Annotated in this window: 12 protein-coding genes and 4 tRNA genes; 13 read left to right on the forward strand and 3 right to left on the reverse strand. The window is 44.1% G+C overall.

All coding sequences use genetic code 11. The annotated features are described in order from the left end of the window. The first annotated feature begins 73 nt into the window (after nucleotides 1-73). A complete protein-coding gene (locus C8322_RS02665; RefSeq protein WP_008304235.1) occupies nucleotides 74-1,114 on the forward strand; it encodes a helix-turn-helix domain-containing protein in 1,041 nt (346 codons plus the stop codon). Nucleotides 1,115-1,161: 47 nt separating this feature from the next. On the opposite strand, the gene C8322_RS02670 is transcribed toward C8322_RS02665, so the two are convergent. After that, nucleotides 1,162-2,496: a Na+/H+ antiporter NhaC family protein gene (locus C8322_RS02670; RefSeq protein WP_008304236.1), complete on the reverse strand. Its 1,335-nt coding sequence runs from the start codon at nucleotides 2,494-2,496 to the stop codon at nucleotides 1,162-1,164. Between the two features lie 367 nt (nucleotides 2,497-2,863). Between C8322_RS02670 and trpA the strand changes: the two genes are divergently transcribed. Genes trpA through C8322_RS02690 form a run of 4 tightly spaced genes read left to right on the forward strand, consistent with a single transcriptional unit; the run spans nucleotide 2,864 to nucleotide 6,871 of the window. Beyond that, on the forward strand, nucleotides 2,864-3,667 hold the full coding sequence (trpA, locus tag C8322_RS02675; protein WP_008304238.1) for a tryptophan synthase subunit alpha: 804 nt from the start codon (nucleotides 2,864-2,866) through the stop codon (nucleotides 3,665-3,667). Then, on the forward strand, nucleotides 3,664-4,560 hold the full coding sequence (accD, locus tag C8322_RS02680) for an acetyl-CoA carboxylase, carboxyltransferase subunit beta (protein ID WP_004816134.1): 897 nt from the start codon (nucleotides 3,664-3,666) through the stop codon (nucleotides 4,558-4,560). The genes trpA and accD overlap by 4 nt, the downstream gene beginning before the upstream one ends. Further along, entirely contained in the window at nucleotides 4,557-5,843 is a 1,287-nt protein-coding gene (gene folC, locus C8322_RS02685) for a bifunctional tetrahydrofolate synthase/dihydrofolate synthase (RefSeq protein WP_008304241.1), read from the forward strand. Before accD ends, folC begins: the two co-directional genes overlap by 4 nt. Next, a complete protein-coding gene (locus tag C8322_RS02690; RefSeq protein WP_008304243.1) occupies nucleotides 5,840-6,871 on the forward strand; it encodes an SPOR domain-containing protein in 1,032 nt (343 codons plus the stop codon). Before folC ends, C8322_RS02690 begins: the two co-directional genes overlap by 4 nt. 12 nt (nucleotides 6,872-6,883) lie before the next feature. Here the strand turns inward: C8322_RS02690 and C8322_RS02695 are convergent, their stop codons facing one another. Together C8322_RS02695 and C8322_RS02700 are read right to left on the reverse strand one after the other, a co-directional pair. Beyond that, nucleotides 6,884-7,465, reverse strand: coding sequence for a dual specificity protein phosphatase family protein (locus C8322_RS02695; protein ID WP_008304244.1), 582 nt, complete (start codon nucleotides 7,463-7,465; stop codon nucleotides 6,884-6,886). A 407-nt stretch (nucleotides 7,466-7,872) separates the two neighbouring features. Beyond that, nucleotides 7,873-8,508, reverse strand: coding sequence for a peroxiredoxin (locus C8322_RS02700; RefSeq protein ID WP_111810354.1), 636 nt, complete (start codon nucleotides 8,506-8,508; stop codon nucleotides 7,873-7,875). Between the two features lie 322 nt (nucleotides 8,509-8,830). Here C8322_RS02700 and secA point away from each other — a divergent pair, with 322 nt between their 5' ends. From secA to C8322_RS02740, 8 genes are all read left to right on the forward strand, one after another. Continuing rightward, on the forward strand, nucleotides 8,831-11,557 hold the full coding sequence (secA, locus tag C8322_RS02705; RefSeq protein ID WP_008304248.1) for a preprotein translocase subunit SecA: 2,727 nt from the start codon (nucleotides 8,831-8,833) through the stop codon (nucleotides 11,555-11,557). 136 nt (nucleotides 11,558-11,693) lie between these two features. Then, a complete protein-coding gene (locus C8322_RS02710) occupies nucleotides 11,694-12,047 on the forward strand; it encodes a hypothetical protein (protein WP_048881960.1) in 354 nt (117 codons plus the stop codon). Nucleotides 12,048-12,201: 154 nt separating this feature from the next. Then, on the forward strand, nucleotides 12,202-13,422 hold the full coding sequence (gene argJ / locus C8322_RS02715) for a bifunctional glutamate N-acetyltransferase/amino-acid acetyltransferase ArgJ (protein ID WP_008304252.1): 1,221 nt from the start codon (nucleotides 12,202-12,204) through the stop codon (nucleotides 13,420-13,422). A 160-nt stretch (nucleotides 13,423-13,582) separates the two neighbouring features. After that, nucleotides 13,583-14,650: a quinolinate synthase NadA gene (gene nadA, locus C8322_RS02720; RefSeq protein ID WP_111810355.1), complete on the forward strand. Its 1,068-nt coding sequence runs from the start codon at nucleotides 13,583-13,585 to the stop codon at nucleotides 14,648-14,650. Between the two features lie 153 nt (nucleotides 14,651-14,803). After that, a tRNA-Pro gene (locus tag C8322_RS02725) sits at nucleotides 14,804-14,880 on the forward strand. Between the two features lie 35 nt (nucleotides 14,881-14,915). Next, nucleotides 14,916-14,992: transfer RNA gene (locus C8322_RS02730), tRNA-Arg, on the forward strand. Between the two features lie 34 nt (nucleotides 14,993-15,026). Continuing rightward, nucleotides 15,027-15,102, forward strand: a tRNA-His gene (locus tag C8322_RS02735). Between the two features lie 17 nt (nucleotides 15,103-15,119). After that, nucleotides 15,120-15,196 (forward strand) — tRNA-Pro (locus C8322_RS02740). Nucleotides 15,197-15,408 lie beyond the last annotated feature (212 nt).

Raw genomic sequence — 15,408 nt, forward strand, 5'->3', positions numbered from 1 at the left:
TGCCAATTTTTATACATTTTACGCCAAATGAAAATAAAGCTTGTCAAATTGCTGCACTCATAGAGAATTACACATGCAGGACATACGAATATCAAATGGTTATATTCAACTGTGGGCTACGCATCTGCGCAGCCTGAATATAGAACCCCTGCAGGCTGATTTTCTTAAAGATCTAAATACCCCATTGCGCCATTTAATTGACCAGCCTTTTGATACTGAAGTTCCTCTTGAGTTATTAAACACAGTTATCGAAAGAACTCAAACGTATCTACATTGCCCGCAATTAATTTTTGAAATTGTCCAGTCTATTCGTCCGGAGCATTTTGGGGTATTAGGTTATATGGCCTCAAAAAGTAGCAGTATCTCCGAGATGATCGGTTATATCATGCGTTTTCAACGGCTAGTAGTGGATGGTAGTGAGTTTGTCCCTCTGCAGATAAAACAGCATGAACAAAGTATTGAACTTTACTGGGATTTTCTGCATGAGAAATATCAGTTGCTGAATGAATTAACGATTGCAGCGATGGTGCAACTGGGTCGTTATATTTTACAGGATCATCCGCTGGTACTACGTTGTGTTCGGTTAGCTCATGTACCGTTGATGGCGCAACGGCATTATCAGAAATTCTTTGGCGTGGACGTGCGTTTTTCTCAGGCCTATTATAGTTTTGAGCTGGACTTACAAGATTTAAAAATCAAGTCAGAACAGGCTGATCCGATGCTGTTACAGCTGCTCGTCCGCCAGGCTGAAGAAGCCATTGCTACCAAGTCTTCAAATGAATCAATATTACAGCAGGCACGAAAAATTATTGCTGATCAGCTACGTACTGAATATCAAGCAATTAAAATTGAGCAACTGGCACAGCAGCTATGGATGTCATCACGCAGCTTGCAGCGTTATTTAAGCAAGCAGGGCAGTTCCTTTAAAAAGTTGCTGGAACAGGAGCGAATGAAACGCTGTGAGACGCTATTACAGCAGGGACTTAGCCTGACTGAAATTGCTCAGCAGCTGGATTATTCTGATCAATCTGCATTGGCGCGTGCCTATAAAGCTGCAACTGGGCAAACACTTTTACAGGCACGAAAACTCTTCAAAACAAAGGAAGAAAAATAGAAATAAAAAAGCGACCCATAAGGATCGCTGATTTTTACTTTTACTGCTTAAGCATTTGCTTTGAGTCGAGGAAACCTAAACGCAATTGCCAGTACTGCAAAGATCGCTAGAATCCAGCAATAATAAACGCCACCAATCAATTCTACCGGAGACAGCTTGGCAATCGAACAGGCCAGCAATAGCTGTGCGCCATAAGGAATCAGGCCTTGAACTACACAAGAGAAAATATCCATCAAGGCAGCAGACCGTTTTGGATCAACGCCATATTCTTTTGCCACTTCACGTGCCATATCACCAGACAAGATGATCGCCACGGTATTATTGGCCACAAACAGGTTCGAGAAAATTACCAGAAAACTGATACCAATTTCACCGGCACGTTGACGGCCAACTTTAAATAAACGGGTTAGCGCATAGATCCGTTCAATCAGCCAGCGCAGGCCACCTTCACGTTGCATAATAGCGGACAAGCCACCGAGGAACATCGATAGCAAAGCGACTTCGAACATTCCCACAAAACCATCATAGATTGAAGTATTTAATTTGAGCAGATCAAATTCGGCGGTGGCAAACAGGCCAAACAAGCCGGAAAGTAGCACCCCAATGGTCAGTACAGCCAGAACGTGTAAACGGCTAAAAGCTAAAACAAAAACCGCAATATAAGGCAGGACTAATAGCCAGTTAAACTCCTTATATTCCACGCCGCTTGTTGTGCTGGTGTGAAAGAAATAAATCGCAATAGTGACAATTGATGCCGGCACCGCAATCCAGACATTGACCCGGAACTTGTCCCGTAGCTGGACTTTCTGGCTGCTGGTTGCTGCAATCGTAGTATCCGAGATCATCGACAGGTTATCACCAAACATGGCACCACCGACGACCGCACCAATGGCATGAATCACGGTAATATCAGTAACCTGAGTAAAGCCGAAAGCAATCGGTGCACAGGCAGCAATCGTTCCCATTGAAGTGCCCATTGCGGTGGCAATGAATGCCGAAATAATAAATAGCATCGGCAAGACAAATTCTGGTGGAATCACCGACAGGCCCATTTGCACGGTGGCATCAACACTGCCAATAGCACTGCTGACACTGGCAAATGCCCCCGCCAGCATAAACACCATGAACATCAGAATCAGGTTAGGATGGCTGGCACCCTTAAGAAATTCTTCAATGCCCTGGTTGAGTTTGCCGCGATACACTAATGCAGCCAAGATAATCGCAGGCAGGGCAGCAACAGGCGCTTTCACCTGATAGAACGCGAACTCGGTTCCAATCATGGTGTGATAAATCCCGCTGCCTAAAAAGATTGTTAAAAATACAATAAGCGGCAACAGTGCAATGGCCCGTGCCTGCACTGTAGCTTCTGAATCAGTCTGCATAGGAGATAGAAAAGTAAAAAAGTGCGCGTAGTATAAAGCAGGTTTTGCAATTTCAGAAAACTTTAAATATATGCGCTAACACCTGTGTTTTTATTCAATTTTTAGTGATAAAAATAAGTTTATCTAAACATTCAATATTTTACAGAATAGCGAAATTAGTCATCTTTGATCATTGAGAAAAAAATCAAAATATTCGTAAATACTGTCTTTCGGGTTGTTCTGAAATCTTCGCGCAGGAAATGAAATACAATACCGCTTCGCTGTGTACTGTTCAATGAACAAAAAATAGCGTTACAATGCGGTGTCTTGTATTTCTACAATAGTCAACGCTTCAAGTTTGAAAACACGTTAAGGAACGCACAACCCTATGTCACGTTTAGCCACACGATTTGGACAACTTAAATCTCAACAGCGTAAAGCTTTAGTTTCTTATGTTATGGCTGGTGACCCGCATCCTGAGGTGACTGTACCTCTGCTCCATCAAATGGTAGATGCCGGTGTCGATGTGATTGAACTGGGTCTTCCATTTTCAGATCCGATGGCTGATGGTCCCGTTATTGCACTTGCTGCTGAACGCGCACTTGCAGGCGGAACCAATACCCTGAATGCTCTGGAAATGGTGAAAGAGTTTCGTCAGAAAGATAACGAAACTCCAGTGGTTCTGATGGGTTATTTAAACCCTGTTGAAGTGATTGGCTATGAAAAGTTCGTGGCTTATGCTCATGAATGTGGAGTCGATGGTGTACTTTTAGTGGATTTGCCACCTGAAGAAGCAGATGATTTGAAAATCGTATTGCAAAAATACGAGATGGATCAAATCTTCCTGCTGGCGCCAACTTCAACCGATACCCGTATTCAGCACGTGGTAAAACAGGCCAGCGGCTTTATTTACTATGTGTCACTAAAAGGGGTGACCGGTGCAGCAACTTTAGATGTATCTGAAGCTGCCGCTCGCATTCAGAAAATTAAGACCGAGACAGATGTTCCTGTTGGCGTTGGTTTTGGTATCAGTGATGCTGCATCTGCGAAAGCGATGGGTGTTGCTGCCGATGCAGTGATTGTAGGAAGTGCGTTCGTGAAGCAGTTTGCAACGCTCGCGCCAGAACAAGCCGTTGTCGAAACGGTGAATAAAGTCAAGGAGCTTCGAGCAGCGCTCGATGAGTTAGTATGAGTCAACCAGTCAAATCAGGCAAAATTCTGAGCCCATCGACCCCATGGACGGAACGTACAGTTCCAGGTATTGATGTTCCTGATGAGCAAACCGCGCTTAAGGCGACGTTTACTGAGCCAACGATTGAGTGTCCAGAATGTCATGCTTTGGTGACACGTACCGCGATGTCATTTAATGCCTATGTTTGTCCACAATGTGATGAACATCTGAGAATGAAGGCACGTGACCGTCTGAACTGGTTCTTTGACCAGGTACAGACAGAAATGGGTCAGGAATTTAAGGCAAAAGATCCATTAAAATTTGTCGACAGCAAAGCCTATCCAGACCGCATGTCGGAAGCGCAGAAAAAAACTGGCGAAACTGAAGCCTTAGTTGTGATGCAAGGCCAGCTGAAAGGCGTAGCAATGATTGCAACTGCTTTTGAATTTGATTTCATGGGTGGTTCAATGGGTACTGTGGTGGGTGACCGTTTTGTGCAAGCTGCTGAACGTGCGATTGAACTGCAACAACCATTGATCTGTTTTGCCGCTTCAGGTGGAGCACGTATGCAGGAAGGCATGTTGTCTTTGATGCAGATGGCTCGTACATCAGCTGCAATCCAGCGTCTGAAAGAAGCAGGTCTGCCATACGTAGTCGTGCTTACCCATCCGGTTTATGGTGGTGTAACCGCATCTCTGGCTATGTTAGGTGATGTGCATATTGCTGAACCGAAAGCAATGATCGGTTTTGCGGGTAAACGTGTCATCGAACAAACAGTACGTGAAAAGCTGGAAGAACCTTTCCAACGTGCAGAATATTTGCTTGATCATGGTGTGATCGACCAAATTGTTCACCGTCATGCATTACGTGATACAGTCTATCGTATTGTCACGAAATTGATGAATTTGCCTTGAACACAGCAGCACCTTTAGCAACAGATTCTTTAGATACATGGCTCGATTATTGGAGCCATGTTCACGTTACGGGTATTGATTTAGGTCTGGAGCGGGTCATTCCAGTCGCTGAAAAGCTGGGCGTTACACAGCCTGAAGCCAAAGTGCTGACCGTTGCTGGAACCAATGGTAAAGGTTCGACCACGACCACATTGGCTGCCATTCTAAATGCGCAAGGTTTGAAGGTGGGCCTGTATCAATCCCCGCATGTGTATCGCTTTAATGAGCGCGTCAAACTACGCGGTATTGAAGTTGAAGATCAGTTGCTGATAGATGCTTTTGTTGAAGTTGATCAGGCTCGCCGCGAATGTGGTTTGAGCTTGTCTTTCTTCGAAGCGACTACACTGGCGGCCTTTGTTATTTTTAAAAATGAAGCGTGTGATGTATGGGTGCTGGAAGTAGGGTTGGGCGGGCGTCTGGACGTGGTCAATGTCGTCAATCCAGACGTTGCAGTGATTACCAATATTGGTCTGGACCATACCGACTGGCTCGGTGATACCATTGAAAAAATTGCCTTTGAAAAAGCCGGTATTATCCGCCCAAATATTCCGGTGGTTTTTGGCGGACAGCAGGACATTCCTCAAGCGATTTTAGATAAGGCAGCCGAATGTACAGCGCCGTTATATGCCATCAATCGTGATTATTTTTATGAAGCCTTTGAAGATGGTGCATCCTGGGGCTTTGCATCTTCTGGGACAACACTGAAACTTCCGACAGGTTCATTGGCACTGGATAATATCTCGACAGCTGTTGCAGCAATTCTGGTGAGTGGTCTGGAAGTCAGTCAGGAAGCCATTGCACAAGGAATTCAGACGGCAAAATTGCCAGGTCGTTTTGAGATTCGTGAAATTACAAATAAAACTGTGATATTTGATGCCGGGCATAATCCGCATGGAGTCGAATTCCTGTTAAAACAGTTAAGTCACTATTTAAATCATCATGCGCAGATTTCGGAAGTAGTCTGTGTCTTTTCGATGTTAGGTGATAAAGATATAAATTCTGTAGTCGGGTTATTGAAAGACAGTATCCGATTATGGAAAATTGCACCGTTAAATGTTCCACGTGCAGCAGAGCTGTCGGTATTGACTGATGCTTTAGCCGGGCAAGCGGTGGAAACCTATAACAATGTTAAATTAGCTTTTCAATCAGCGCTGGATGAAACGAATAATAATCAGCTGATCTTAGTGTGTGGTTCATTTCATACGTTAGAAGCGGTATGGGAGTATTTGGAAGAATGTCAATGAATAACAAACAACGCTGGATGGGAGGCGTTGTTTTATTAGGTGGTGGTGTTTTATTGGCAGCATTACTCCTGAAAGGCAAAGCAGAAATTGATCATCATAGTGTGAATGTGCCGGAACAGCCGGCTCAGGTGGAAAGTCGGGATGTAGGTGGTCCGAGTTCATTGACGGTAGATGTGGAAACTGAAAAACGTCTTCTGGAGCAGCAGCGCCGTGACCGTGAAAAGGCCGTGGCTGAGCAGGAAGCACGTGCAGCAGAATTCCTGGCGATGCAACAGCAGGCTGAAGCGGATGCAGCACGTAAGGCGGCTGAAGAATATGCTGCCCTAAATGCACACCGTATGGGCCAGCAAAGCTCAGACAATATTCCGCCAGAACTGGTAGAAGATGAACAGGCCAAACAGAAACGTTTAGCCGAAGACAAAGCGGCTGCGCAAAAAAGGCTTGAGCAGCAGAATTTAACCCAGCAGCAACATTCTTCTGATGCTGTGAAGAAAGAAGCTGAGCGTAAAGCTGCAGAGGAAAAGCGCAAGGCAGAAGAGCGTAAAGCGGCTGAGAAGAAAGAGGCTGAGCGCAAGGCTGCTGAAGAAAAACGTAAGGCGGAAGAAAAGCGTAAAGCCGAACAGCAGAAAGCAGAAGAACAGCGTAAAGCGGCTGAGAAGAAAGAGGCTGAACAAAAAACTGCCGAAGAGAAACGTAAGGCTGAGGAAAAACGTAAAGCTGAAGAAGCCACGAAAAAGGCTGAAGCTGAAAAAGCACGTAAGTTGCTGGAAGGCGAAGATGACAAGCAGTGGATGGTTCAGGTGGCACTGGCTGCCAATGAAGCCAATGCTGATGCGATTGCAGCAAAACTGCGTGCCAAAGGCTATAAGGTGACCAAGAGTCCAACCTCAAAAGGAATACGGATTATGGTGGGTCCATCGAAAGACCGTGAAGCAGCTGATGCGATCCGTAAGAAAATCGCCTCTGATGCCAGTCTGAACATGAAATCAGCCTGGGTTAACGATTGGGTACCTTTAGATAAACGTTAATTTAAGTCTGCTTTAAACAGATGGATCCGTGAGTTGCTCTCGGATCCATTTTACATTTTCAGGGGTAAATAATTTTTCAATATTGCGCCAGATACTGTGAAAACCATAACCGCCATGTTTCATTTCTTTTACCGCATTATCAATACTCCAGTTCTGAAAAATAATCCGGTACATGGCTACACTGGCACCGGTACGATCAGAACCGTGATAGCAGTGTAATAATACCTTTTCATTATTTTGCCGTGCCTGCTGAATCAGCTGCATCACCTTGAGTAAATCTCCACGTTGCATAGCCCAGGTATGAATGGGTATATGTCTCAGCTTGAGATTTTCATTGTCGAGTATTTCCGAATCTTTATCACGTGAACGCAGGTTAATGACCACATCAATGTCATACTGTTTCAACAAAGGCTTCAGTTCATGGCTGGGCTGTTCACTGCGATAGAGTTCATTACTAATCTGATAGAAATTATATTGTTGATGAATTTCCTGTCCCCAATGCGCAGGACGCTGATATTCTGGTAAGGCAGGTGTAGTCATACAACCAGCTAAGGCAAAGATAGAAACGATAAAAAATGAATAATAATTTTTCATGGTGCTCTGAATTGTAGTTTTAATCACTATTTTAAACAGAATAAAACTTTTCACAAAGAAAAAGCCTGTCTGAAGACAGGCTTAATAGAAAGCTCGATAACCCGGCTCGTCAATGGGTCTTAATCAAAACATGGAAATGAATATTTATGATTTTGACTATCTTCATTTCCATGGTGGAGAGTTGATTACAGCTTAATTTTAGTTTAATGAGCAACTCGGCTTTAGTTTACCGCTTGAAGCATGGCTTCTCGTCTGCATGCGGAATATATTCCTCAGGACGGAGCATGGTTTCTATTTGGAAACTACGCGCTTCGCTTGTCTTGCGAAAAACTAAAGCGACGCTTTAGTTTTAACTCGAAGCATAGCTTCTCGTCTTGTGTTCAGGCAAAGCAGTGCCTTGCTGATCCTCACTCAGGCTGGGGCGTTAAACGCAGGTAAGGAGTTACTGCCTTATAACCTTTAGGGAAGCGCTGTTTGATTTCTTCCTCGTCTTTCAATGAAGGAACAATCACTACATCATCGCCCTGTTGCCAGTTTGCAGGTGTTGCCACTTTATGGTTATCAGTCAACTGAAGTGAATCAACCACACGTAGAATTTCGTGGAAATTACGACCAGTCGATGCGGGGTAAGTGATGATTAGACGCACTTTCTTGTTCGGATCAATGATCACCAGAGAACGTACGGTCAGTGTTTCACTGGCATTCGGATGAATGAAATCATATAGAGTAGATACCTTACGGTCCTGATCTGCAATGATCGGAAAATTCACGCTGGTATTTTGAGTTTCATTAATGTCTTTGATCCAGCCATGATGTGAATCCACATCATCTACGGATAAGGCGATAGCTTTTACACCACGCTTTTCAAATTCATCTTTAAGCTTTGCGGTAAAGCCAAGTTCAGTGGTACATACTGGCGTATAATCCGCTGGATGCGAGAACAGAATGCCCCAGCTATTACCTAAAAAGTCATAGAAATTAATTAGACCTTCGCTTGATTGTTGTTCAAAGTTCGGTGCGGTATCGCCTAAACGTAAAGTCATGATATGTGCCTCAAAATTCTGTTATTGGTTTGGATAAAACTAATATGAACCAGTTTTTTTATAATTAAAAATAGTGTTTTTAGCTTTTCTTATGAGCAAAAGTGCATAAAGATAAAATCCATCTATCTGCTTTTGAATCAAACAGCCATGCATTTTACTATATTGCGTGTTCAAAATTTGCTACATTACGTTGCCTTAGATCTCCGGGCTGGAAGCTGGAATAAGGTTTTTTTATTAAAACCCTTGTAGTTCAAATTTCTAGCACCATAATAAACGACTAAGAACATATTCATTTGACAAGCAAGATTTAGAGAGTCTATTCATGTTGGCAAGTCTGATCGGAGGAATCTTCGGTACCAAAAATGAGCGCGAACTCAAACGCATGCGTAAAATCGTAGACAAGATTAATGCGCTCGAGCCGACGATATCAGCCCTAAGCGATGCAGACTTATCTGCAAAAACTGAAGAATTCAAACAACGATATAATAACGGCGAAAGTCTAGATAAATTACTCCCTGAAGCGTTTGCGGTCTGCCGTGAAGCAGGTAAACGTATTATGGGAATGCGTCATTACGACGTACAGCTGATCGGTGGTATTACCCTGCATGAAGGCAAAATTGCCGAGATGCGTACCGGTGAAGGTAAAACCCTAATGGGTACCTTGGCCTGTTATCTGAATGCTTTAAGTGGTCAGGGCGTACATGTCATTACTGTGAACGATTACTTGGCACAGCGTGATGCTGAGTTAAACCGTCCATTATTCGAATTCTTGGGTTTGAGCATTGGTATCATTTACTCCATGCAAAACCCGGCAGAAAAAGCTGAAGCTTATAAAGCTGATATCACGTACGGTACCAATAACGAATTCGGTTTTGACTATCTGCGTGACAACATGGTGTTCTCACTGGCAGAGAAAAAGCAGCGTGGTCTGACTTATGCGATTATCGATGAGGTCGATTCGATCCTGATCGATGAAGCACGTACACCATTGATCATTTCTGGTCAAAGTGAAGACTCTTCTCAGCTTTATTCTGCAATCAATAGCATTCCACCAAAATTACACCCGCAAAAAGAAGAGAAAGTGCCGGATGGCGGTCATTTCTGGATTGATGAAAAACAGCGTTCTGTAGAAATCACCGAAACCGGTTTTGAATTTGTTGAAAATGAACTGATTTCTATGGGTTTGCTAGCTGAAGGCGAGAGTCTGTATTCAGCATCTAACTTGAATCTTGTGCATCACGTGACTGCGGCAATTCGTGCACATTACCTGTATCAACGCAATGTGCATTACATCATCCATGAAGGTGAAGTCATCATTGTTGATGAGAACACTGGTCGTACCATGCCGGGCCGTCGCTGGTCTGAAGGTCTCCATCAAGCGGTAGAAGCGAAAGAGGGTCTGGAAATCCAGCCTGAAAACCAGACGCTTGCAACGACAACTTTCCAGAACTATTTCCGTCTTTATAAAAAACTGTCTGGTATGACCGGTACAGCGGATACTGAAGCTGCGGAAATGAAAGAAATTTATGGTCTGGATGTGGTGCTGATTCCAACCCACCGTCCAATGATCCGTAATGACCAGAATGACTTGATTTACCTGAATCGTGAAGGTAAATACAACGCGATTATTCAGGAGATTCAACGTGTTCATGAAGCTGGTGTAGCACCGATTCTAATTGGTACTGCGACTATCGAAGCTTCTGAAATTCTTTCTGACAAATTGCGAGAAGCGGGCATTCAGCACGAAGTTCTGAATGCAAAACAGCACGAACGTGAAGCAGATATTATTGCCCAAGCTGGTGCACCACGTGCAGTAACCATTGCAACAAACATGGCAGGTCGTGGTACCGATATTTTGCTGGGCGGTAACTGGAAAGCCAAACTCGCTAAAATTGAAAATCCAACAGCTGAAGATGAAGCTCGCTTGAGAGCTGAATGGGAAGAGAACCATGAAGCCGTATTAGCATCAGGTGGCTTGCATATTATTGGTTCTGAGCGTCACGAATCGCGTCGTATCGATAACCAGTTGCGTGGTCGTGCTGGTCGTCAAGGCGACCCGGGGGTATCCCGTTTCTATCTGTCACTTGAAGATGACTTGATGCGTATCTTCGCAGGTGACCGTATCATTGCCATGATGCGTGCCATGGGTCTGCAAGAAGATGAAGCGATTGAGCACAAGATGGTATCGCGCTCGATTGAAAATGCACAGCGTAAAGTTGAAGCGCGTAACTTTGATATTCGTAAAAACCTGTTGAAATACGATGACGTAAATAACGAACAGCGTAAGATCATTTATTCTCAACGCGATGATATTCTGGCTGAAAGCTCGCTACAAGATTACATCGAAGAAATGATCCGCGATGTCATGAAGGGCATGATTGCCAACTATGTTCCGCCAGAATCTATTCATGACCAGTGGGATATTGAAGGTCTAGAACAGGCATTGAAAGAAGACCTGAACTTCGAATTACCAATAGGTCAATGGTTAGAACAGGACCGTCGTCTGGATGAAGAAGGTCTGGTTGAACGTATTACCGATGAAGTGATTAATCGCTACCGCGAACGTCGTGAACAGATGGGTGCTGAATCTGCAGCAACTTTGGAACGTCACTTCCTGTTGAATTCTCTGGATCGTCATTGGAAAGAGCATCTGGCTGCGATGGATTACCTGCGTCAAGGTATTCATCTACGTGGTTATGCACAGAAAAATCCGGAACAGGAATACAAGAAAGAAGCGTACAACCTGTTTGTGAATATGCTGGGTGTGATCAAATCTGATGTGGTGATGGACCTGTCCCGTATCCATGTACCAACTACTGAAGAACTGGCTGAGATGGAAGCACAGCAACAGGCTCAGGCTGAAGCAATGCGTATCCAGTTGTCTCATCAGGAATTTGACAGTCTGCTGGAGGGTGGGGAAGAAGATCATACCCTGCAAAATGCCAATACAACTTCAGTTGCACCGGTATTTGAAGCGCCTGCAAGCCGTAATGCCCCGTGTCCATGTGGTTCAGGTCTGAAATACAAACAGTGTCACGGTAAAATTTAAGTGATATAAAAAAATCAGAGCTCCAGAACTCTGATTTTTATATGTGAAAAAGTTTTTCAAAAGCACATTTTGAATTGCAGTCCATAACATTAAGTGTTATTTAGTTGCTCATTGGACATCAAATTGCGGACAGACAATGAAAAAAGTATTAAAACCGTTGATGATTGCTGCTTTGGCAATCCCTACATTAAGTTTTGCAGCTTCAGAAACCACAACTGTAGATAAAGTCAAACAAGCTATTGGCCCAACGACTGCACCTGTTCAGGTAGATGCAAGCGGTCAGGTGACTGTGGAAAGCCCTCGTACAGGTATTCGTTATACCTTTGCCAATCCGAACCGTCCGATTGTACTACAAACTGCTGCAATTACTGCTGCCAATGCAGCCAATGCTGATCGTATTGTGGCATCTAATCCGGCATTGTCTGCGACTAGTCAGCAACAGGCGAAACAAGCATTGCTAAATGAAGCTGCCCAGCTGGCAAAAAACTAAGTTTTGCTGAGCTCAATAAAACCAGTCACTATGACTGGTTTTTTATTGTGAAAAACCATAAGAAAAGTGAGCATCTATCAGGCTTTGGCTCGATTTTTTGTCTCAGTTCAACTAAGCTGTATTTTTCTAAAACTTCAATATTGGACATTTTAAAATGGCAGTTGGTGACGTATCTATGCCACAGATGCATGTGGTGAAAGGGGTAAAAATTGGTTCGGCAGAAGCGTATGTGCGCTATCAGAACCGACGTGACCTGGTGATATTTGAACTGGCTGAAGGCTCCAATGTTGCAGGGGTATTTACCCAAAATGCTTTTTGTGCAGCACCGGTTCATGTGTCTAAGGCACATTTGACAGTAGGCAATCCACGTTATTTAGTGATTAACACGGGTAATGCAAATGCTGGTACAGGCCCAACCGGTATGGCAAATGCAGAAGCAACTTGTGCAAAGCTTGCTGAGCTTGCTGGCGTAAAACCAGAGCAAGTGCTTCCATTCTCAACAGGTGTGATTGGTGAGCAACTACCAATGGAGCGCCTATTGAGCGGTTTACAGCCAGCACTAGACTCATTGAGTGATGATGCGTGGGGAGATGCAGCGACCGGGATCATGACCACAGACACCACACCAAAAGGTGCTTCTGAACAGTTTGAAATGGATGGCATCACCTATACCATGACTGGTATTTCTAAAGGTGCGGGCATGATTCGTCCGAATATGGCGACCATGTTAGGGTATGTAGCCACCGATGTACCGATTAGCCGTGAACTGGTTCAACAGTTGCTATCTACAACAGTGAACATGTCATTCAACCGTATTACCATTGATGGCGATACTTCAACCAATGACTCTTGTATTTTTATTGCGACTGGACAGGCGGGCGGTGCTGAAATTAGCTCTACTGAAGATCCACGTTATGCAGTAGTTCTTGAAGTACTTGCACGTACCATGAAACGTTTGGCTCAATTGATCGTACGTGATGGTGAAGGTGCGACTAAATTCATCACTGTGGCAGTTGAAGGTGGGGCGAATACACAAGAATGTTGTGATATTGCCTATAGTATTGCCCATTCTCCGCTAGTGAAAACAGCGATCTTTGCTTCTGATCCAAACTGGGGGCGTATCCTGGCTGCGATTGGGTATGCTGGTGTGGCAAACTTAGACGTTGCAAAAATTCAGGTTTGGTTAGATGATGTACAAATCTGTAAAGATGGTGGTGCAGCGGCGGACTACACGGAAGAAGCTGGTGCGCGAGTGATGTCTCAGGCAGAAATGACTATTCGTGTTGACCTTGGACGAGGTACAGCGAAAGATACGGTTTATACCTGTGACCTGTCTTATGACTATGTCCGAATCAATGCGGACTATCGTTCATAATGCTGATTTAATTCAAAAGCCTCCGTCTGGAGGCTTTTTTATACTTTTAAAATTTTTATTGAATGGTCAAAAAAAGGCATATTGCCAAAACTGACCGGTATGTGATGTAGGGTGGATGTCTGGCGTAAGGCAGGCATATAGGAAAAGAGAAGACGTTGTTATGAATGATGCAACCAAACTGATAGCCAATGAAGCCAAATCAATTGTGCAGGCACATTTAGACCGCCTGGGTGAGACGAAAGAGCATCAGTTGAGTGAACAGGCCAAGCAGGAAAAGTTTGCACAGATCCAGGCAGAGCTTAAAAAGCGTGATGCTGTACTGGTCGCACATTATTACTGCGATCCTGAAGTTCAGGAACTGGCAGAACTCACCGGTGGTTGTGTGTCTGATTCATTGGAAATGGCTCGTTTTGGTCGCGATCATCCAGCGTCTACTTTGGTCGTCGCTGGTGTAAAATTTATGGGGGAAACTTCAAAAATTTTATCACCGAATAAAACTGTACTTATGCCAACATTAGAAGCGACCTGTTCACTGGATCTCGGCTGTCCTGTCGATGAATTTACCAAGTTTTGCGATGCTCATCCTGATCATACTGTAGTGGTTTATGCCAATACTTCGGCAGCTGTAAAAGCACGTGCGGACTGGGTGGTGACGTCAAGCTGTGCAGTAGAAATTATCGAGCATTTAGATAGCTTAGGTGAAAAAATCATTTGGGCGCCAGATCAGCATCTTGGTCGTTATATTCAAAAGAAAACCGGTGCCGATATGTTGCTATGGGATGGTGCGTGCATTGTGCATGAAGAATTCCGGTCACGTGGCATTGCCAATATGAAAGCGTTGTATCCAGATGCTGCGGTACTGGTACATCCTGAATCCCCTATGTCTGTAGTTGAAATTGCAGATGCTGTTGGAAGTACCTCGCAACTGATTAAAGCTGCTCAGACTTTGCCTAATGAGCGACTAATTGTGGCAACAGATCGCGGTATATTCTACAAAATGCAGCAGGCTGTACCTGACAAGATCCTGATTGAAGCACCAACTGCTGGCGAGGGAGCTACCTGCCGCTCATGTGCGCATTGTCCTTGGATGGCGATGAATGAACTTGATGGTATTCTGCATGTGTTGCAACATGGTGATCAGGAAATTCATGTCGATCCTGCTTTGGCAGAACGGGCAAAATTACCACTTGACCGGATGTTGGACTTTAGTGCCAGTCTAAAACGTTAGAATTTGTATAAAAAATGTCTGAAATGCTTGATAAATATACGCTTGAAGCGATTTTTTGATTTTTTTTAAATATAGGTGTTGACGTCTTTGGGCGTCGCGCCTAGAATGCACACCGTACCAAGCGATTAGCTTGATACGAAAGCTGAGATGAATCGGAGCATAGCACAGCCTGGTAGTGCACCTGGTTTGGGACCAGGGGGTCGTAGGTTCGAATCCTACTGCTCCGACCAATTCTTCAAGGCGGATGATAAGTATCATCGGTAAAGCGCTTGTAGCTCAGTTGGATAGAGCATCCGCCTTCTAAGCGGATGGTCACAGGTTCGAATCCTGTCAGGCGCGCCATTTGGTTGCCTGGTATTTTAGAATCAAAATGATGGTGGATGTAGCTCAGTTGGTAGAGCCCTGGATTGTGATTCCAGTTGTCGCGGGTTCGAATCCCGTCATTCACCCCAACTTTTAAAGTTGAAATCGGAGCATAGCACAGCCTGGTAGTGCACCTGGTTTGGGACCAGGGGGTCGTAGGTTCGAATCCTACTGCTCCGACCATCTCCTTAAAGATGGTCGAGATAAAAGATACCGCGTTAAGCGGTTTTTTTATGCCTGAAATTTAATAATCTAAATAAAATTAGAATGAGTTCTTAAATTACTTCTCAATTAGATTAGTTGTTTCTTTAAATATTCTGCTTTGTGTATTGGGATAACTCTGCTTGGCTTTGTTGCACAAAGATTTGAAATGCAAAGCGCCCCTAATTGAGCCA

This window comes from Acinetobacter sp. SM1B, from assembly GCF_003289665.1.
GTDB classification, from domain to species: domain Bacteria; phylum Pseudomonadota; class Gammaproteobacteria; order Pseudomonadales; family Moraxellaceae; genus Acinetobacter; species Acinetobacter schindleri.